Annotated in this window: 17 protein-coding genes and 1 pseudogene; 9 read left to right on the top strand and 9 right to left on the bottom strand. The window is 52.3% G+C overall.

Features of this window, described 5'->3' with window-relative positions; genetic code table 11:
* The first annotated feature begins 384 nt into the window (after positions 1 to 384).
* Positions 385 to 1,239, top strand: coding sequence for a class I SAM-dependent methyltransferase (locus AABA21_RS12145; RefSeq protein ID WP_338250217.1), 855 nt, complete (start codon positions 385 to 387; stop codon positions 1,237 to 1,239).
* Between the two features lie 3 nt (positions 1,240 to 1,242).
* Here AABA21_RS12145 and AABA21_RS12140 read toward each other — a convergent pair whose 3' ends face one another.
* The 4 genes from AABA21_RS12140 to AABA21_RS12125 all read right to left on the bottom strand — a co-directional run bounded on the left by AABA21_RS12140 (position 1,243) and on the right by AABA21_RS12125 (position 4,937).
* Positions 1,243 to 1,740 carry a YqhA family protein gene (locus AABA21_RS12140; protein WP_338250215.1) on the bottom strand — a complete coding sequence of 166 codons (498 nt, stop codon included), beginning with the start codon at positions 1,738 to 1,740 and terminating at the stop codon, positions 1,243 to 1,245.
* 571 nt (positions 1,741 to 2,311) lie between these two features.
* Positions 2,312 to 3,220 carry a hypothetical protein gene (locus tag AABA21_RS12135; protein ID WP_338250211.1) on the bottom strand — a complete coding sequence of 303 codons (909 nt, stop codon included), beginning with the start codon at positions 3,218 to 3,220 and terminating at the stop codon, positions 2,312 to 2,314.
* A gap of 373 nt (positions 3,221 to 3,593) precedes the next feature.
* Positions 3,594 to 4,295: a hypothetical protein gene (locus tag AABA21_RS12130; RefSeq protein WP_338250210.1), complete on the bottom strand. Its 702-nt coding sequence runs from the start codon at positions 4,293 to 4,295 to the stop codon at positions 3,594 to 3,596.
* A gap of 48 nt (positions 4,296 to 4,343) precedes the next feature.
* Positions 4,344 to 4,937 carry a TetR/AcrR family transcriptional regulator gene (locus tag AABA21_RS12125; protein WP_338250208.1) on the bottom strand — a complete coding sequence of 198 codons (594 nt, stop codon included), beginning with the start codon at positions 4,935 to 4,937 and terminating at the stop codon, positions 4,344 to 4,346.
* A gap of 371 nt (positions 4,938 to 5,308) precedes the next feature.
* Between AABA21_RS12125 and AABA21_RS12120 the strand changes: the two genes are divergently transcribed.
* Positions 5,309 to 7,012, top strand: coding sequence for an FAD-dependent monooxygenase (locus AABA21_RS12120; RefSeq protein WP_338250205.1), 1,704 nt, complete (start codon positions 5,309 to 5,311; stop codon positions 7,010 to 7,012).
* Between the two features lie 268 nt (positions 7,013 to 7,280).
* Here AABA21_RS12120 and AABA21_RS12115 read toward each other — a convergent pair whose 3' ends face one another.
* Positions 7,281 to 9,068, bottom strand: coding sequence for an MFS transporter (locus tag AABA21_RS12115; RefSeq protein ID WP_338250203.1), 1,788 nt, complete (start codon positions 9,066 to 9,068; stop codon positions 7,281 to 7,283).
* A gap of 176 nt (positions 9,069 to 9,244) precedes the next feature.
* Between AABA21_RS12115 and AABA21_RS12110 the strand changes: the two are divergent.
* Positions 9,245 to 9,716, top strand: a pseudogene (locus AABA21_RS12110) (RNA-guided endonuclease IscB); the annotation flags it as partial.
* A gap of 3 nt (positions 9,717 to 9,719) precedes the next feature.
* A complete protein-coding gene (locus tag AABA21_RS12105; protein WP_338250200.1) occupies positions 9,720 to 10,334 on the top strand; it encodes a TetR/AcrR family transcriptional regulator in 615 nt (204 codons plus the stop codon).
* Positions 10,335 to 10,491: 157 nt separating this feature from the next.
* On the opposite strand, the gene trpA is transcribed toward AABA21_RS12105, so the two are convergent.
* From trpA to AABA21_RS12090, 3 genes are read right to left on the bottom strand one after another with little or no spacing between them, the layout of a single operon-like run.
* Positions 10,492 to 11,304, bottom strand: coding sequence for a tryptophan synthase subunit alpha (gene trpA / locus AABA21_RS12100; RefSeq protein WP_338250197.1), 813 nt, complete (start codon positions 11,302 to 11,304; stop codon positions 10,492 to 10,494).
* The gene (gene trpB / locus AABA21_RS12095; RefSeq protein WP_338250195.1) at positions 11,225 to 12,481 is read right to left on the bottom strand and encodes a tryptophan synthase subunit beta; all 1,257 of its coding nucleotides are present in this window, start codon (positions 12,479 to 12,481) and stop codon (positions 11,225 to 11,227) included. The genes trpA and trpB overlap by 80 nt, the downstream gene beginning before the upstream one ends.
* Positions 12,474 to 13,463: a sugar-binding transcriptional regulator gene (locus tag AABA21_RS12090; RefSeq protein WP_338250193.1), complete on the bottom strand. Its 990-nt coding sequence runs from the start codon at positions 13,461 to 13,463 to the stop codon at positions 12,474 to 12,476. Before AABA21_RS12090 ends, trpB begins: the two co-directional genes overlap by 8 nt.
* Before the next feature lie 259 nt (positions 13,464 to 13,722).
* Between AABA21_RS12090 and AABA21_RS12085 the strand changes: the two genes are divergently transcribed.
* The gene (locus AABA21_RS12085; RefSeq protein WP_338250190.1) at positions 13,723 to 14,784 is read left to right on the top strand and encodes a Gfo/Idh/MocA family protein; all 1,062 of its coding nucleotides are present in this window, start codon (positions 13,723 to 13,725) and stop codon (positions 14,782 to 14,784) included.
* Positions 14,785 to 14,836: 52 nt separating this feature from the next.
* Here AABA21_RS12085 and AABA21_RS12080 read toward each other — a convergent pair whose 3' ends face one another.
* Positions 14,837 to 16,705: an ATP-binding protein gene (locus AABA21_RS12080; RefSeq protein WP_338250187.1), complete on the bottom strand. Its 1,869-nt coding sequence runs from the start codon at positions 16,703 to 16,705 to the stop codon at positions 14,837 to 14,839.
* A gap of 329 nt (positions 16,706 to 17,034) precedes the next feature.
* On the opposite strand from AABA21_RS12080, the gene AABA21_RS12075 reads away from it, so the two are divergent.
* From AABA21_RS12075 to AABA21_RS12060, 4 genes are all read left to right on the top strand, one after another.
* Entirely contained in the window at positions 17,035 to 17,850 is an 816-nt protein-coding gene (locus AABA21_RS12075) for a class I SAM-dependent methyltransferase (RefSeq protein ID WP_338250185.1), read from the top strand.
* Positions 17,851 to 18,083: 233 nt separating this feature from the next.
* Positions 18,084 to 18,293: a hypothetical protein gene (locus AABA21_RS12070; protein WP_338250183.1), complete on the top strand. Its 210-nt coding sequence runs from the start codon at positions 18,084 to 18,086 to the stop codon at positions 18,291 to 18,293.
* 525 nt (positions 18,294 to 18,818) lie between these two features.
* Positions 18,819 to 19,115 carry a hypothetical protein gene (locus AABA21_RS12065; protein WP_338250181.1) on the top strand — a complete coding sequence of 99 codons (297 nt, stop codon included), beginning with the start codon at positions 18,819 to 18,821 and terminating at the stop codon, positions 19,113 to 19,115.
* Between the two features lie 782 nt (positions 19,116 to 19,897).
* Positions 19,898 to 20,257: a hypothetical protein gene (locus AABA21_RS12060; RefSeq protein WP_338250179.1), complete on the top strand. Its 360-nt coding sequence runs from the start codon at positions 19,898 to 19,900 to the stop codon at positions 20,255 to 20,257.
* The last annotated feature ends 112 nt before the right edge of the window (positions 20,258 to 20,369 follow it).

Raw genomic sequence — 20,369 nt, 5'->3', positions numbered from 1 at the left:
AAAGAATACCTAACGAATAGGCCGCACCGGTGATGCATATTCCTCTCTTAGTCCCCAAACAAGAGCTTAGCAGCGACAGTTATAGCACGTGACATATACATTATTGGATGCATATACGCTAATAAAAGTACCAGCTGGTATGAAATAAAAAGCATGAGCGACTTTTTTTTACATCCACTGAGCAAATCATGCATCTTTTCATCAAGAGGAGAACTTGATCTCATTACAAATGCATTCGTTTATGTTATTTTACCCACTCATTATTTAACCCTTGTAATGCCCATTTAACAATAAACATATTCAAAGCATGCTTATTGCATTTATTCTTTGTTCCGTGTACACTAAACCTATACATAGATGAATTACGATATTGGGAGGGGTGTAATGGAGGAAAGAGATGATACATATCTAGCCGATCCTGACAGCGGACTGGAGATGACCCGGCTGATCGAACAGGATCGGTTACTTACGCGGGGGATGGGCGGCGTTTTACCGGAGTTTGAGGCATTGCCTCCCGATGTCACGCATATTCTGGATGTTGGCTGTGGGCCGGGCGGCTGGGTACTGGATGTGGCCTATACCTATCCGAACTGCGAGGTTGTCGGCTTAGACGTCAGCGAGCAGATGATCTATTATGCTCAGGCGCGTGCAAAGGCCGAGAAGCGCCCCAACGCGATCTTTGTTCGGGAGAACATCCTCCAGCCACTCGCGTTCGTGGAGGGTGAATTTGACCTGGTCAATATTCGCCTGGCGGCCACCTTTATCCTGCGCGATGCCTGGCCCTCCATCCTGCTCGAAATCTCCCGTGCCCTGCGGCCAGGGGGTATTATACGGATGACTGAAAGCGATAAGATGAGCGTGAATCCCGCGCCCACCCTCGAAAAGTTACTCCAGCGCTCCTATCAGATGGTGGGCGCGATGGGCTATGGGTTCGCCTCTGATGGAAAGGGATTGGGGGTAGCATCCGCCATGGCAGCGCTACTTGCTCAGGCTGGCTTCGTCGACGTCCAGGCTTTTCCCCATCCCATCGATTTTTCCGCCTCCACAGAACTGCATAAGAGCCAGTATGACAATTTTATTGTTACCTTCACCACCCTGCTCCCGCTCCTTCTCCATCAGCAGGTCATGACGCAGGCCGAGTTTGAGGCCACCCTGAACCAGGTGCGCATCGAAATGCTGCGCGACGACTTTCAGGGCACCTGGCACATGCTAACGACCATCGCCAAAAAACCTACCTGATGTCTATGGCTCCCTCTTTTCTGGCGGCTGGCTGGCACTATCTACTTTGCCCAGGATATAACCCAGTGCCAGCAGGACAAGGCCGATGCCAACTCCCAGGGCGATGATATTGGCGTTCCCTTTCCATTCAACTACGGAGGCGAGAAAGGTAACAGATAGAAGCACGATCACCACACCAATGAGCTTGATCTTCAAGTCTTCCAACGTGCTGATCTGCAGCCATGGAAGCGTAGGTACATCAGTCCCGATGAAAAGCTCATAGAGTCCTAGCGCGATAATATAAAGAACCGTTGCCAGCAAGAATAGATCAATGACCTCGATGCACGCGACCGCCAGAGGCTTGGCATCTTCCGTGGTAAAAATAGGATGGGTGGCAATCTCCATAATCAGTTTGATGATCATAGCCGCTCCATAAAGGAGCAGAACAATCGAGGTCAGGAGAGAGCCCCCAACCGCGATCAGAATCAGGAAACGGCTCCCACTCAGTATACGTCGTAGCACAGGCGCTATCCCTTCTCATCACCAGACGATATCTACCATAGCTTATGGCATACATAATCGGCAGTTGTTTTATGCGTTGTGGTATCGGGACACGGATGAGCCCCGATACCACAACGCATAAAACAACTGCCGCCGCACAGCGGGAGCCCGTGTAGGAGCGCTCACTGCCATCGTCTGCTACCTTGCATGCGGTTTCGCACCTGCGATACTCAGCAATCCATTGTGGTGGTGCAGGGGGGCGCGGATGCGCCCCCCTGCACCAATACAAAATAAATAATGCAACCGCGCACGCGGGCGCCCGTGCGGCGGCGCTTACCGCCATCGTCTACTGCCTTGCATGCGGTTTCTCACCTGCGATACTCAGCAATCCATTGTGGTGGTGCAGGGGGGCGCGGATGCGCCCCCCTGCACCACCACAAAATAAAATAGTGCGGCCGCGCACGCGGACGCCCGTACGGGGGCGCTCACGCTCACCAGCAAAAAGACTGCTTCAACTGGCAGCGTTGCCAGTTGAAGCAGTCCCTCGACTATCAATGGGCTGGTGGAAAGTAGGTAGAAAGAGTCTTGCGATTTACGGCCCGGTCAGCACACAACCGGTAACCTTGTTGTCCCATTCCTTCTGTACGCGATATGAATGGCCATTCCAGGTAACATTGGCGCCACTGGAATTACCGAAGTTCCAGGCACACTTGTCGCCGATCTCCTGACCACTGCTGTCATACCAGGCATTGCCATATGGGTCGGTCGCGGCCTCCATCTGCTCATGCGAGGTAACGTTGATGGTCTCATCAGCGGCCTGGTCACCATTGGGTCCCTGCCCACCGTTACAGCTGAAGCTAGCGGCATATGGCATGGTTGCGTAGATGGTGGTCCCATAGTTACTGTGATAGGCACAGAATGTATTCGAGGCACACTGTGTCCTGCTGCTGTCGAAGCAGATGTTCTCATTCGCCTGCGTAAAGACGAAGAAGATGTTCGTCAGGCTGGCAGACCAACCATTCGCGCTCTTAGCTCGCGTGACTTCATTCTGAATATCGGTGTCGAGCAATGGACTGCGGGGATAAGCGGCGGTATCGGTCCAGGTACCAGCCAATCGGCTGCTGGATGGAATGCGACCGCTGGAGTCCTTATACTGGGTATTGTTCTTGTAGAGGCCAGAACCACCGACATCACCAAAATAGCGTTGAATCAGACTGTGATAGGTCGATGATACGTTGTGGGTCGGCTCCCAGAAGATTGCGTAGACATTGGTGGTGCCACCCTGTACCTGGCCACCATAATAACCCATGTTTGTAGCCATGGGTCTGACCGTCGATGCAACGGAAACACCGGATTTTCCACCGATATGAGGGAAGAAATGTACTTTCTGCTGCGCTACAGATCCATCAGGGCTGGCGGCAAAGGCACTTGTGGCGGGCAAGAGTGCGAATGCCAGCAGTAGGAGTGGCAGGAAAAGAGCTGACTTCAGGCGTCTTTTCAAATTAAGCCTCCTTGCGTACATCAGGGATGACTGTAAATATTTAGCAAGAGCCTGTCGCACGTCCTGCATCTCTAGCTCCTGCTATTGCCAATATATTACAGTCTCTTTATGTTCTTTTAATTAGCCCTTAATTTGCTTGTTCCCACCTCTGTAGTTCTTGTTAGTATAAGAATAAAAGCTCCCCTTACGTTACATTTTTTAACACTATCCTTTCCTCGCTTATGTAATAGAGTTGATTTCTTATGTAATTTTTTGTAAGACAACAAACATATTTTATGAGGAGGGAGGGTAACACAACAGCTGTATGCATGCGCATACAGCTGTTGTGTTACCCTCCCTCCTCATAAATCTCTAAATCATCTATATATCTAATTTATTTGAGAAAGATGTTGATGGTGCCGTCTTTCTGACAATTACGGAATTGCAGTTCGGTCGCCTGCATCTCTACCGATGTACAGGTATAGACGGCGGTGGTCTTGGGAGGACGTGGCAGGACACGCATCTGTATTTTATCTTGCACCTGGCAGCTGCCACTGGCTGTCTTCTGCGTCTGGAACGTTCGCGTCAGAATTGTATCTACACCGCCCGTAACATAGTTCAGCGAGGCGGGGCGACACTGCTGGTATGCGCTCCAGAAACAGTTACCGACCTGCTGGGGATCGCTGTTTGTACTTGTACCAGAGGCTGGTGCTCCCCGTAGCATGTTTGAGATGCTTCCACAAGAGCCTTGCGCGACTCCCGGAGTACCGGTGGCGGTGGCCGCGGGTGAAGGAGTAGGGGTCGGCGTGCTCTGAGCTTTGGGTGGGGTTGTGCCGGTGCTCCCCTGGTCGCTGTTACCGCCACAGGCAGCCAGTACCAGTGCGAGCAGTGCTAACAGGCACATCGTCAACATAGGGATGCGAAACTTCTGTGTCTTCATCTCTTTCCCTTTCACGCTATCGGGCAGGCTAGCCAGAATAACCCGCCACATCTGTTGCGTCGCGTATACAGCATTGACGTTGGAAAAACTCATAAAGTTCCCACTACTGATGAAGAGCGATGCCAACATTCCCGTGTCACTGCTACAACTGCTCATATCACTCCCTGGCTACCTGGTGCTACCCAATTGTGAATCCGGCGTAGGTTAGCAGAAAAGCGTAGCCAGTACACGGTCTATATGCTGCTGCGTCTGCTCATCAGCGAGAATGTCCTTTCCGATGAAGCGCAGTGAGAGCGCGCGTAGGCCAAATGGGGCCGCCCCCGTTGTAAGCAGATATAACAAAAAGGTCTGGCTATCAAATTGACGCAAGTAGCCAAGCTGCTGCGCCTGCATGAATAATGGCAACATCGTGTTATCTATCTGTTCAAAGCGATCGATAAAATAGTCAAAGCGTGCGCCACCCTGCATGCCCTCATGCAACATGAGTTGAGCCATCTCTGGATGGTGCGCAAACACCAACAAGAAACTCCGTATGCTGCGCTTGATCGTCTCCAAAAGATCCTCCTGTCGCTGCGTCGCCTGTTGAATGTGTGGTTGCAGTGCCCCGGCAAAACGCTGTAAAACAAACTCTACCACCGCTTGCCATACGCCAGCTTTGGATCCGAAGTAGTGACGAAGCGTCCCATGCGTTATATGAGCTTTCTCTGCAATATCTCGTAGACTTGCTGCCTCAAACCCTTGCTCCGCAAATATATGTAGTGCCGCCAGGATAATAGCTTCTTTTGTCTGCTGTGACACCTCTGCACTCTGCCGCCCCATGCTCCGCCTACGAGTATGGCCTGTTTCGTGTTCTCTATTCTGTATATGAGAGGTTTCCATCTTCTCTTCTTCTCCCTGCTTCTATACTTCCTTTTTGCTGTCCTCACCCTTGACATTATACTATCCACCTGGATAATATACAAATATACTATCCAGATGGATAGTATATGAATGCATCTGCACCTCCTCGTATCGGTGCGTGAGCATGTTGGCCCAGACGTTTGCATGCGCGGCTGCACCAATACAAAAAACAGATAACTGGGCACCGAGGAACCATTTTTATATGGGTGCAGCTACATACATTCAGCAAGATAGTTGGCTCGATGAAAATACAAGAAAGGTCCAGAATTATGTCCACACACAAATGTGTCGATGTGCTTATTGTGGGTGCTGGTCCGGTTGGACTCACGCTCGCCAATGAACTCCGCCGACATGGAGTTGCCTATCGCATTCTCGACCAGAAAGCTGGTCCGAGTGAGTCCTCGCGTGCTCTTGGTGTTTTTAACCGCACGCTTGAGGTGTTTGAGCAAATGGGTATTGCGCACGACATTGAGGCCAGGGGCCAGAAAGCGCAAAGGATGAACGTCTACGCTGCCGGTAAACACCTCGCCGAATTTCACTTTGCCATTCATGCATATGAGACTCCTTATGAATATCCCTTGTTTTGCTCTCAGGTAGCGGTTGAGCGCGTTTTGACCAACCACCTGGCTGAACATAATGTGAGAATCGAGTGGGGAAGCGAACTCCTTTCATTTACACAGATGCCAGAGCACGTCAGCGCGCAGATACGCGGGAGCGATGGTCAGGAATATAGCATTGACGCGCGTTATCTGGTTGGCTGTGATGGTGGTCATAGTCGTGTGCGCAAATTATTGCACCTTCCATTCGAGGGGCTACCAGATGAAACGTGGATGGTCGTCGATGTCAACCTTGACTGGAGCCTGCCGAAGGATAGCCTGTATGCCTTCCTGTCACAGGAGGGGACGGTCGTGGCTTTCCCCTTCCCAGAGGGAAAGCGCTGGCGACTGCTAGAAACGGTGGTTGGAGAAAAAACGGACGCGACCAGCGTTGCTGCACGCTTTACCCGCAAAATCAACGACGTCTACAAGACCGAGCAGGTTACTGTTCCGGAACCTTTGTGGATGTCGACCTTTACCATTCAGCAACGGCAGGTACCCAATATGCGGGCGGGTCGCTGCTTTGTGGCGGGAGACGCGGCCCATGTTCACAGTCCGGCCAGCGGACAGGGTATGAATACGGGCATTCAAGATGCATTCAATCTCGCCTGGAAATTAGCGCTCGTTATTCGTGGTCAGGCTACGGACAACTTGCTCAATTCCTACACAGCGGAACGTGAACCGGTTGCCAGCAAAGTTCTGCATGGTGCCTTCACCTTCACACGTGTTATTGGTCGTGACAGCCTATTCAAGCAGCGTCTGCGCAATCTTCTCCTCTCCATCGCGAATACCGTTCCTCCACTGCATCACAAAGTCAATCGGCAGATTACCACCATGCTCTCCGAACTGGATGTAGCCTATATGCAGAGTCCGATTGTTGCGCAAGATTGGCGCGTCTCGGTTCCGACACCTGGAAAGGGAAGGCATGCAAATTCAGAACTCCTTCCCGGCAAACGTGTGCCGGATATTCGTTTCGGCGACACTGAAGAGCATACCCTGTTTGCTCTGATGAAAGGAACTCGGCATACAGCCCTGCTTTTAACTGGCATTGAAACGTCAGCAGAGCAAAGCATCTCGTGTATCTCTCTCATAGAACATCTGCGCCAACAGTATGATCAGTGGCTTCAGATTGTCTTGATCACGCCTTCAGAGCAAATACAGCAGCAATTACAGGCATATGCACCTGTTCTGATCGATGCTCAAGGGACGCTCCATCGCCGCCTCGGCGCGCAGGGCCAAACACTGTACCTCTTCCGCCCTGATGGCTATGTCGGATATCGTAATCAGCCAGTACAGGTTGCCAGTATCGATGCGTATATGCAGCAGCTCTCTGGTATGCCTGCAACGAGAAAGACAGTCGAAGGTGGTGTTTCGTGATCTGTTCGTACCAGCACACGCAAGCTGACAAACATAGCATAAAGGGAGCACGTAAAGCTTATCATTTGTGAACATGATCGTAAACAGTGGGAACACCTGAAAAAGGCTCCTAAACGCTACATATAGGCAATCACACTGAATAGCTGGCAAATTCGCATGGAACTGAATTGATTTTTTAGAAGGTAAAGCAACCTTCATAGAGAGATGGGATACTATCACTTACAGTGTGATAGTGTCCTATCTCTCTATGAAGGTTGAACAGTGTTGTTTAGCGAGCCCGGCTCGATGTTGAAACCTGTTCAGCAGGGGTATCGGTCTGCTCGCCCGTTCCCGTGCTACGATCCTGCTGTGCTTTGCCACGCAGCAACGAGGCGATGGCAGCAACGAGACACATGGCAGCGGAGAGGTAGAAGACGTTGTGGATGCCTACCATGAACGGCGAGGAGATCAGATTGGGGAAAAAGCTATGCCCCAATAGATTGCTCTGGTTGGCCGCAGGCAGAGCCGTCAATACATTGTGCGGGAGCAAGGTCTGCATCGGGTTATATCCCAGGAAGGCGGCGAACAGGGCCGACGTGGGCGGCAGGTGCGCAATCTTGTCAGAGACCGCGGTAGGCACACCCGCATGGGTCAGTCCACTGGCAAGGGTACTCGGCAAGGCGGCGGCCAATCCGGCGGTGATGATGCTGAAGAAGACGCCGATACTGACGATCGAGCCCGAGTTCTGGAAGGTGGCGCGCATGCCAGAGGCGACACCACGCTGCTCCGCCGGTACGCTCCCCATGATCGAGGACGTGTTGGGCGATGAGAACATGCCCTGCCCCAGTCCCAGGAAGAAGATCAGGACCGCGAACCAGATGTAATCGAAGTTGGCGGGCAAGATCGTGAGCAGCAGAAAGCTGACCGTCTGAATAAGCATACCAGTGGTGGAGAAGATGCGCGCGCCAAAGCGGTCGGAGAGATAACCGCTCAGCGGACCCATCAGTAGGAAGCCAATCATAAGCGGGATCATGTAGATGCCGGCCCACAGCGGGGTGACGTCGTAGTTGTAGCCGTGCAGGGGCAGCCAGATGCCCTGCAGCCAGATGACAAGCATAAACTGCAGACCACCACGAGCAATACTTCCCAGGAAGCTACTGGCGTTTCCGGCGGCAAACATGCGGATCTTGAACAGATCCAGCCGGAACATAGGATCCTTAACATGCAGCTCGATCCAGATGAAGGCGGCCAACAGCACTACACCGATGGTCAGGGCCGCGATCACCAGGGGATTGCCCCAGCCGGTGGGCGAGCCGCCATATGGCTCGATACCATAGGTAATGCCCAGCAAGAGGACCGTCGCGCCGATGGCAAAGGTGACGTTGCCGGCCCAGTCGATCTTCTGCTTGCCACGAATGGTCGCGACCTCGCGCAGCATGAGATAGGCCCAGACAGTCCCTACAATTCCTACCGGAACGCTAACCAGGAAGACCAGCCGCCAACTGAAGTAGGAGAGGATACCACCAAGGATCAAGCCGATAACAGAGCCCAGGATGGCCGCGATCTGGTTGATGCCCAGCGCGAAGCCACGTTGATGGGCCGGAAAGGCGTCCGTGAGGATGGCCGCGCTATTTGAGAACAGGAAGCCAGCGCCGATGCCCTGCACGAAGCGGAAGATGATCAGTTCTAGCGCCCCCGTGTTTCCGGTTCCGGGGGTGAGCCAGAGCAAAATGCTGCCAACGGTGAAGATGGCGAAGCCCAGATTGTACAGGCGCACACGTCCAAACATATCGGAGATACGCCCGAAGGTTACCAGTAAGGTCGCCGTAACTACCATGTAGCCCAGCAACATCCAGAGAAAGTAATTGGACTCACCCGGGGCGAGTGGATCAATATTGATGCCTTTAAAAATGGCGGGCAGCGAGATCAATACGATACTCGCATCGATGCTGGCCATCAGTACGCCCAGCGTCGTATTGGTAAGCGCCACCCATTTATAATGAGGACCTACCGGTCTCTGTGATCGCGACGCACGCCGCCTTTCACTCGCTTCCACATTCGAGGTCGCCGTATCCATGAACGCTCCTTCCCAAGGGATCTACAGTGCTAGAGGATAATAGAGATATATCTATCATTAGAATGATATTCTAGAATAGTATTCTAGTCAAGGTTATGTTACAATGTTGTGCAAATAAAATCCTGGCATAAAAGAAGGAGCAGATGCTGTCAGGAACCCCACGCATAAATGCGGGAGCGACGGGGTTGCCGGTAGAAACTGGTTCGGGTGGCCTGACCAAGTTTCATCGCTTCCAGCGCAAGATCGCCAAGACGCATTGGGGTGACGCCGCATGTGTAGGCAAAAGCACCCCGGAGGTATTGAAAATCGATCAAATTCATCCATTGCTCATTCGGGCGACGGGACATGGGAGACGACAGATGTGCGTCACCGACAAATACGGGTTTCCCAAGTCTCATAAAGGCCAACAAGGGACGTATCTCGGGTATCGGACCGGTGATATGGTCAAGGCGGTCACGCCAAAAGGGACGTTCCAGGGGCGTATCGCCATTCGCTATCGACCATCATTCATTCTAAGGAAGACCGATATTCATCCGAAATATATGCGCCGTCTGCATCGGGTAGACGGTTATGAGTACCGATAAGAAAGGAGTGCGCGATGCTCCTCCCCATGGGTCAACCGAGGGGTACCCGCATCACGCGAATTAGAAGATGGTTGAAAGTGCCTCCTATCGCCGTGAGACGACCGCGCTACGCAGGCAAGGAATCCTGATGGCGGCCCTCAAGCTGTTCGCCACCAGGGGTTACACAGAGACAACCATGGAGGATATTCGGCAGTTGTCTGGCGCCAGCACGGGCAGTATCTATCATCACTTTGAAAATAAGGAGAAGCTGGCCCTGGCTCTCTACCTGGAGGGCCGCAAAGAGCTCAATGAGCGGCTGCAGCCTATCATGAGCAGGCCGGAGCAGCCGCTGGAGAACACAATCAAGGATCTGGTCGCCGCCTACGTCGCCTGGTTCACAGATAATCCCGAACTGGGCCAGTTCCTCATTCAGGCCGATAGCACCGAATATCTGAGCACCCAGGTGCAGTCTCTGCAACAATCATCCGATGCCATCTCCCAGCACATCATAGCCTGGCTGCGCCCCATGATCGACACGGGACGCATCGCTTTCTATCCAGATCAGATCTATATGCCCCTGCTCTTTGGACCCAGCCGGGAATTCCTGCGCCGCTGGCTCAAGTCGCGCCAGCAGATCGATTTCGCACACATCCAGCAAGAACTCGGCCGCGCCGCCTGGCAGACCCTGCGCCCGCATCCATAAATGTCACATCGTTCCATCCATCCCCCATCTCACCCCCGCCCTTCTCGTAGGTGCCGGACTCGCCCTGGCTTTCCCGTACCTTCTCTTTAGGGTCCCGGCATAAATTCCCTAATAGATTCTGCCGGGGGGAGCAAGCTGTAAAAAAAGTCATGAATGGTCAAGGCCTGAGAGAAAGCAAAAATTCTCTGACACCTGGAGTTCCTTCCGCCTCCAATACGTTGAGTAATGCGCTTCCTACAGTGGCAATGTCACTTTTATTGACGAGATAGCGCACATCTTCTGGGCGCTGAATGCCGAATCCAACTGCAATAGGAGTGGATGCATACTGACGGCAGCGGGAGAGAAAGTCTGTTGTCGCATCACCAAAAGACGTTTTGAACCCGGTGACGCCTTTTCGCGCCGCGCAATACCAGAATCCTTCCGCCTTCTTCGCCAGATACTCTAAGCGATTGACCGGGGTATAGGGAGTGACCACGAGAATAGGATCGACCTGCTCTTGCTTGCAGGCAGCGAAATATTCCTCGCTCTCCTCGGGGAATGCATCAGGCACGATCAGCCCGCGGATTCCAATCGATCTGGCCGTTTCAACAAACCGTTGGACTCCATATTGGAGTAAAATGTTGTAATAGGTCATGAAAAGACAAGGAAGAGCGAAATCTCGCGTGACTTTTTGGGCAAAATCCAGACACTGCTCCACAGTCACTCCTCGTTCCAGGGCTTTCTGGTTGGCCTTCAGGAACAGCGGACCGTCGGCAATGGGCTCGGAGAAAGGGATCTGTAACTCTACCAGGTCCACTCCACATTCCTGGAACAGCCGGATCATTTCGTAATTCGTCTCGAAATCGGGATAGCCCAGAATTTGATGCGCCATCAGTAAAATAGGCTTCCTTTTACGCTTTTCCAGAATCTCTTGAGCAAGCTTGCTGATATTGTGTGTTTTTCCGCTGGATAAAAGCTTTCCATCCTTCATCGCCTAATCCTTCCGCTATGGTAAAAATATCTTTATCGCCCCTGCCCGAGAGGTTGATGATGACACAATCGTCCTGTGACCACTGTTTGATTTCCCGAAAAGCTCCTGCAAAGGCATGGGCTGATTCAAGTGCAGGAACAATGCCTTCTTTTGTCATGACCAGTTGGAGGGCCTGAAGGACTTCCTCATTGGTAGCCGCTTCGATACGCACTCGTCCCTGCTCTGCTAAATGGGCCAGGACAGGTGACACTCCTGTATAGTCGAGTCCGGCTGCAATGCTATAGGTGTCTACCATTTGTCCATCTTCATTCTGGAGAAAGAAGGATTTGTACCCCTGGGCGATACCGATCTTGCCCTGCCCATACGCAATGCGGGCAGCATGTTTTCCGCTTGTTGGTCCTTCTCCTCCAGCTTCTATTCCAATAAGTTCAACTTCACCATCGGGCATGAACGCTTGAAAGACTCCCAGCGCATTTGAACCTCCTCCCACACAGGCATAGACACGCCTGGGCAGCTTGCCTTCCAATTGAAGAATTTGTTCCCTTGCCTCCTTGCCAATGATCGATTGAAAAAAAGCTACCAGCGCTGGAAAAGGATGAGGGCCTGAGGCGGTTCCCAACACATAATGGGTTGTTTCAAAATTCGAAGCCCAATCCCTGAGCGCCTCATTTATCGCATCTTTGAGGGTACGAGAACCGGCTTCCACCGGAATCACTTCCGCGCCGAAGCGTTTCATCCAAAAAACATTTGCATACTGGCGTTCTATATCTTCACTCCCCATGTACACGGTTGCATGTAAGCCGAACTTCGCAGCCACAATAGCAGTGGCAACTCCATGTTGCCCGGCACCGGTTTCGGCAATGACACGTGTTTTCTTCATGCGTTTGGCGAGCATCGCTTGCCCCAAAGCATTATTCAGCTTATGAGCGCCAGAGTGATTCAAGTCCTCTCGCTTCAGGTAAATCCTGGGTCCACCAAAATGCTCAGTCAATCTCGCGGCGTAGGTGAGGGGTGTTGGACGACCGGAAAAGTTTGCCAGACTCTCCTGATAGCTCTGCCAAAACACCGTATCCTGCTGTAGTTCAGCGAATGTTTCTTGTAATTCGTGGAAAGCAGGGTATAAAATCTCAGGAATAAACATCCCTCCATATGGCCCATAGTAACCATTCCTACTCAATTGTTTCCCCTCTCTGGTAGCTGCGGCGCTTGTGGAACGCTAAAACCCGTTGAGCCGTCTCAAGGTCTGTCACAAGAATATCAATCCATTTTCCGCGCAGCGTCGCTGTGATTGCTTCAACTTTGTCCTGACCACCAGCGACAGCGATGACATTGGTATGTTGTCTCAACTCTGGTATGTCAATGCCGATCATCCTCGTTTGTGCTGAAAAAGCGATGCTCTCTCCTTCTCCATTGAGAAATGACGCGCATACGTTTGCCACAGCTCCTTTTTGGATGACATCATTCAAATCCGCGTCTCCAAAGTAGCCGGTCTGGACAATCGTTGCCTCGTTTGAGACCTGCCCAATGCCGACAACTGCCACGGTACTCTTTCGAGCAACCTCAAGCACACTGGCTATCTCTGGCTCCTTCATCAAAAGCTCTCTGGTTTTCTGTGAGGCAACAACTGCGGGTGCATGGAGAAGCCAGTAGGTCGATTTCAGCTTTTCGGCAAGCATCATCGTATTCGAGTTTGCATGCAACGCTGATCCAGTAGACCCCCAGCCACCAACCAGGGGCGTAAACTGTAACGCATCTCGCTCAAAATACTCTAGCTCAGCGGCAACAGCAGCGATCGTGCGCCCGGCCATAACCCCTACGATATCGTGCTCCTTGAGCACAGACTCAAGCAGTGCGGCACAATTGCGCCCGAGTTGCTGGAGAAATCGTTGTTCAGAACCTTCTTCCGGGCTGACGACAAAAGCATCGAGAATGCCAAATGTCTCAACGAGTTCCTGCTCAATGCCCTGCTCTCGTGAATAAGGATTATTGATCGTGATATTGACAATCCCCTCAGCCCTTGCTGTAGTCAGCATGCGACTCACGTGAGGCCGTGAAATACCCAGGCGTTTGGCAATATCCTGTTGATTGAGTCCATCTTCATAATAAAGCCGACTGATTTTAACCAGGAGTCGTTTCCTTTCGTTCTGCATATCGGTCATTTTATCTCTCCCACGCATGGCTGCACAAATGTACATGCCTTGAAATATTGTACATTCCCATAATAACATTTCTTTCGATTTCTCGCCAGCCTCTGTGACAGTAAGCGACCCCGTCCCCGGCCGGTTTGGCTCCTCGTAGATGCAAACCTCTCCTCACTCCCTTGACAATCAGCCCTCTCAAACACCATACTGGCAGAGAGTAATCGTTTTCTCTCACATTATTCGTATCGAACGTATCGCGCCGCAAGGAGGCATATCTATGCAGAGACGTATTGTTTTTGGTATCATCGGGGGCGGCTGGCGCTCCACTTTTTTTGTCCAGATCGCCCGTGCGCTTCCTCAGCGCTTCCATATCAGCGGGGTGGTGGTACGCGATGCCGAGAAGGGCGCGCAATTCGAGCAGCAATGGGACGTGCCAACCTTTCGTACCCTGGATGATCTGCTCAACGCCGGGAAGCTGGACTTTGTGGTGCTGTCGGTTCCCTGGGCCACAACTCCGGTGCTGATGCACGAGCTCAGTCAGCGGCAGATCCCGGTGCTGGCCGAGACGCCGCCCGCACCCGATGTAGAGGGATTGCGCTCCCTGCGGCCACTGATCGAGTCAGGCGCGAAGGTCCAGGTGGCCGAGCAGTATCAGTTTCAGCCGCTGCATGCCGCCCGTCTGAGACTGGTTCAGGAGGGCAGGCTGGGACAGATCAGCCAGGTGCAGATCTCGGTGGCGCATGGCTATCATGGCATCAGCCTGCTGCGCCAGTTTCTGGGCGTCGGCTTCGCCTTGCCCACGATTACCGCCCGCCCCTTTGAATCCCCATTGATCGCGAGTCCCGATCGGTCAGGACCTCCAACACAGGAGGAGATACAACCGTCGCGCCAGGTGATGGCGGAGCTCGATTTCGGTGAGCGTCTGGGCATCTACGACTTCTGCGACGATCAGTATTTTTCCTGGGTACGTTCCCCACGCCTGCTGGTGCGCGGCGAGCGCGGCGAGATCAATAATCGCGAGGTGCGCTACCTGCGGGATGTGCGTACCCCTATCTCATTCGAGCTGCAGCGCCAGAGCGCGGGCGAGTATGGCAACCTTGAGGGCTATTATCTCAAAGGCATTATGGCGGGCAGCGAGTGGATCTACCAGAATCCTTTCATTCCCGGACGCCTGAGCGACGATGAGATCGCGATCGCGACCTGTCTGGAGAAGATGGCCATCTATGTTGATGAAGGGGTAGAGTTCTATGGACTGGCGGAAGCCTCGCAGGATCACTATCTCAGCATTATGATTCAGGAAGCGGTGAAATCAGGTCGTCAACAACCCACCGGGCTCTAAATGCATCATACCAACATCTACTACGTTCGGATGATACAGCGCCTGCAATAGGCTACTTTTTGAGCGGCGGGAAGAGCGGCAGGCAGAACCAGAAGGTCGTTCCATGCGAGGAGTCGCTGGTCACGCCAACGTCGCCATCCTGGCGCTTCATGAACTCGCGGCAGAGATAGAAGCCCAGACCAAGGCTCAGGTCCAGTTCGTGCTGGATGGCACCCTCTTTCGACCGATAGAAGCGGTCCCAGAGATGAGCTTGCTCGTCGGCGTTGAGACTCTGTCCCTGACAGTGTACATATACATGGGTCGTCATCTCCTCGACCGTGACGCGTACGGTGATAGGCTGCGTTATATTCGTTGCGCGCAGGGCATTCTCCACATAGATGCTTAGTGTCTGGGCGATCCTTTCGCTGTCAGCCCGCACGATTATCGACTGCTCCACAGTATCCATAGCCAGAAATATGACGCGTCCCGGCGCATCCTGTCGCAGCGTCGTCACTGTGTTCGCAATGATTTTTTTCAGGTCGCAGGGTTTCACTATCAGTGTGAGCTGATTGGTCTGGATGCGCGCGTCGTCAACCAGATCATTGATCATGCGCTGCTGCACGCGGGCGCTCTGGGCGGCCGCCTCCAATGGCTGCTGTACGCGGGTGAAATGAGGGGCCAGTGTCTCGGAAAAACCTGGCATCTGGCGCTTCAAGGCGTCGACCCGGCGCTGGGCCAGCTGGATATTACCGAGAATGCCTGTCAGCGGCGTGCGCAATTCGTGCGCGGCGATCGTCAGAAAATCAGTCGTTAGTTGCTTGATCTCGTTCAATATTAACTCTTTCATCTGGGCCTCGGATCGTTCCTGCAAAATGCAGATACATTCAATTACCAGCATGGTATGCCTGGCCACAACTTTGACCAGTTCGATCTCCTCTGGCGTGTATTCATCGTTCAGCCTGGCCTTGACGATCTGAATCATGCCAACTATGCGCTGCTCCACAAATAAGGGGACCAGCAAAAGGTTCTCAACCGGCGTATCCGAGGGAAAGATAAGCGAGCGATATAGTTGATCGCTGGTGAGCAGGACCTCCTGGTTGACAGAGAGACGCAGAATCCTCGTTTCATCGAGAAATTCGGAGAGTTGCAAGCGGCCTCCTCTTTCGCGTAAATATTGCTCTTGCTCGGATGTCAGGCCACTGCCAGCTACGTAGTATATCAGGTCGGTTGGCAGTCTGAATGCCAGCAAGGCTACGCGGTGGCAGTCCAGGATTTTGTGGATAACCTCGACAACCTGCTGCGCCACAAATAATACCGGAGGCGAGAGCAGAATCGATTCTTCTGGGAGAGGATGGCTGGCGATATCAGGCATGTGCTCAAGCGCCTCGGTAATGCTGACGATAGCCTCATACACCCTTTGCAGGTGTAGAGCCTTCTGATAGCGGCTCTGGATCTGATGGAAGACGGCAATAATGCCAATCACCTCGCGCCGCCGGTCAAGCAGTGCCGAACAGTAGAGGATGCTGGCATAACGCTTGCCGGATGGGGTACGAAAGAAGATGGAATATCCATACGTGGGATAGCTATATGAATGAGCGGCTGACTGCTCCTCAAACAGAGACTGCAGCCATGGTTGTATATGCATCAGCCGCGATTGCTCGTCGCTGATAGTATAGAATTGAAAAAAACGCTCGAATTCAGCATTGTGCCATTCTTTGCGTGAGCCGATCTCAAAAATTTTGCGTGCCTCAGCATTGATCAGTTGGATCTTGCTGTCTCGATCACAGGCGATTACCCCCTCCGGAAAAAATTCCAGAAATGGTTCACACTGCTTCCACCATCCCTCTTTCTGGAAGGGACTCGCGTGGTCGGTACTCTTGCGAGAGAGCGCTGGTTTTTGCCGCGCTTTGTTCTGATAAACACGTCGTATGCGTTTGCCCACCTCATCCCTCCTTTCTGCACATCTCGTATGATATACACACCATACCACGCCTCACAGACATGCAGGCAACCTCATCCCTGACAGTTGGAAAGAATACAGAAAATCTATAAACTTTTTAAAACTTTCCGGCTTTTGCATCGGCGGGCTCACTTCGTGCGTATCCTTATTTGAACATATAGCGCATTCTATATAAAGTAAAGAAAGCGAGCATAGTGCTCGCATGACACCCGGTAGAAAGAAACATGCAAATGATGAGCTTTTTTCGGCGCTATCCCACACCCGCACCTACAGAAAAAACACAACATTCGCCACCAGATGGAGTGCTTAAAATGGTAAAAGCTGAAGATGATATGTATTTGCTCCCACGCAATCTGCAGGAGACGCACCGGCTGGACTTCCAGCACTATTTATTGCGTCAGCTCTTTAAGGGCCTGATTGTCGCTCCCATCGATTCATCTCCCCTCTCGATTCTGGATGTTGGCTGTGGTACGGGTCGCTGGCCACAGGAGGTGGCTGTTCACTATCCCTCCACTCAGGTTATTGGCCTGGATCTGGATCAGTCGCTGCAACAGCGACTGCCAGGGATCGGACACAACTATACCTTTATGCAGGGCAATATTTTAAACGGTCTCCCCTTCCCAGATAAATCCTTTGACTATGTCCATCAGCGTCTGCTGGTTGCCGGCCTGCCCGCCCGGCAATGGCCCCTCGTCATCCGCGAGCTCGTCCGGGTTACGCGCGTGAGCGGCTGGGTGGAACTGGTGGAGGCCGGCAACGCTTTTATACAGATCGGCCCCCTCACCCAGCAGTTTCTATCCTGGTGGATCGCGCTCAGCCGGACGCGTGGTATCGACGCCACGATTGTTGAACGACTGGGTCCCCTGCTGCAGCAGGCTGGCATAAAGCAGGTAAAGACCCTCACCTTTGATCTACCCATCGGTGCCCAGGGACAGGGTGAGCAGCGCCGCCTCGGCGACCTGTTGGCGCGCGATATGCTCGCGGGCTTCCCCAATCTGAAAGGCCCTTGCCACCAGGTACTCAATGTCCCGGAACGCGAGTTTGATCACGTCATGCAGGGATTGGCCCAGGAATGGGAGCGCTTTCACAGCCGCTATCGATTTTATGTTACCTATGGACAAAGATGAAACCCCATTTGTTGCCCCTCTTATACTTATTCATAGAATACTAATGGTTGGTGCGGCGTATAGCTTGCACCAACCATTAAACATAGCACGCTGTTCATCCGGATAAGTATAGCTACGCTTAAGCGCGTTTCCACCAGCTTTCTTACCCAGGCCGTTCATCTGCATGAGCGCGCCTGCTTTCTACATTTTTTATAGCTATACACAATGGTGAAGCAGTAGAAGGATAGAGCAAGATGGGAATTTTTCAAGCATCACGAGATAAAGAATTTACAGTTGAGAAAAACGATTTTATATCACATCATATCAACATTACAAATGATATTAAAGAGATCCACCGCGCCAGGGGCAATATCGATATCCGCAAACTTCATCCCGAAATGACAGAGCAGGAGGTGGCAGATTACCTGCGTACCTTGATAACCGATCATATGTCCGGATTCTGATGCGCTGGCAGCCCTAAACTGGCAGCATGCCTGTGTAGATCTTCCGAACAAGTCACGCGACCCTCGCGCGTGACCCATAGTCAGACCCCAACCACCAGGGAACCGCTCGATACGCTCCCAAAAATCTGTTTTCTGGTGATGCTTGAATCTTGCCCGCTTACCTTATTTGCCTTCGGCAATTGCGCCAGTTGCGAAAAAACAGGCGGCCCTCATCGCCACTATTGCGGATGAGATACGGCCCACCATCCTCGCACGCATTTTCTTTATTCACCAGCCACAGGCACATAAACGCGCCTTGACTTGCCTCTACCCAATATGTCATTTTAGCCTTGTATAGTACATTATCTGGCTGTGATTTCCGCAATAATGTACTTATGTTCAGTATTGATTCAAACTCCTGTGTATAGCGCTCGTCCAACCGGTTATGTAGGTTGTTGGTAGGAAAAGAGCCGGACAGGTCTGCCCGGCATCAGTATAAGCCGAAAGATACCAGACTGACAAGCAGTACAGAAAGGAGTTCCCGTCATGAATCATAGCGATCCTGGGATCCGCACCAGAACTGAACAGCTATCTAAGAAGTTCGTAGATTTCATCGATCTAGATGACAAGGACCTACAAGAGGTCCAGGTTACAGAGGTTGGCTGCAGTGGTGGTCAGTGTGGTGGTGACTGTGGTGGTGGCTGTGGTAGCTGCGGTGGTAGCTGCGGTAGCTGTGGTGGTGGCTGTGGTGGTGGCTGTGGTGGTGGCTGCGGTGGTGGCTGCGGTGGTGGCTGCGGTGGTGGCTATGGATATCGTCGCTGTGGTGGTGGCTGCGGTGACTGATCTCTATACTTGGGTGAACAGGTCGATCCCTGGTCAGCAGTGCGTGTAACAGCGTTTCTATAGTAGTTTTAATAAAAAAATACTTGTGGTGAGTAGGAGCCTGTGGTTGCGGGTTGACTATTCACCACAAGTTCTAGATAGGCACGAACCTTCAGACTAATACGTTGTGTATGATATATTCAAGAGATATCTATCTACGTAATAATCACGGTGGACTGATGCTCAAGGACAAAAGCCCGTTTGGTCTGTTACAACACCTTATTCCCATCCTCGGCGGGGAAGCGTCCATTGAAGAGATTATCCGCGCTTGACCCTCGATGCATCTCCCCCATAGTCAGGCCCCAACCACCAGGGAGCCGCTCGATACGCTCTCAAAAATCTGTTTTCTGGCGATGCTTGAATTTTGCCTGCTTACCCCATTTACCTTCGGCAATTGCGCCAGTTGCGAAAAAACGGGAATCTCACAGCTCCACTATTGCGGGTGAGATACGACCCACCATCCTCGCACACATTTTCTTTATTCACCAGTCGCAGGCACACAAACGCGCCTTGACTTGCCTCTACCCAATATGTCATTTTAGCCTTGTATAGTACATTACTGGCTGTGATTTCCGCAATAATGTACTTATGTTCAGTATTGATTCAAACTCCTGTGTATAGCGCTCGTCCAGCCGATTACGTAGGTTGTTGGTAGGAAAAAAGTCGGGCAGACACGGCGCCCGGCATCGGTACAAGCCGAAAGATACCTGAACCCACAAGCAGTGCAAAAAGGAGTTCCCGTCATGAATCACAGTGATCCCGAGATCCGCACCAGAGCTGAACAGCTATCTAAGAAGTTCGTAGATTTCATCGATCTAGATGACAAGGACCTACAAGAGGTCCAGGTTACAGAGGTTGGCTGCAGCGGTGGTCAGTGTGGTGGTCAGTGTGGTGGTGGCTGTGGTGGTCAAAAACCTATCATCGTGAACTGCGGTGGCGGGTGTAATAGAAACTGTAGTTGTAGCCACCATCGCTGTGGCAACTGCGGCTGTAAATGCGGCGGCTGCAGTGGCTGTGGCTGTGGCTGTGGCTGTGGTTGCGGCTGCGGTTGTAACTGTGGTTGTGGTTGCGGCTGTGGCTGTGATTGTAGCGCCTGCGGCTAGTGATGAGCATTGTACAACAATCATAGCATTTCTATGGTACCCGAGGTGCATAGTGCGCACCCCGGGTACCATAGAAAAAACTGGTCACGTTGTCAGACATACAGCTTCGGAT

Source organism: Dictyobacter halimunensis (genome assembly GCF_036245075.1).
Note: the sequence above shows the minus strand (reverse complement) of the source record. Positions and strands in the feature narration are given on the sequence as shown.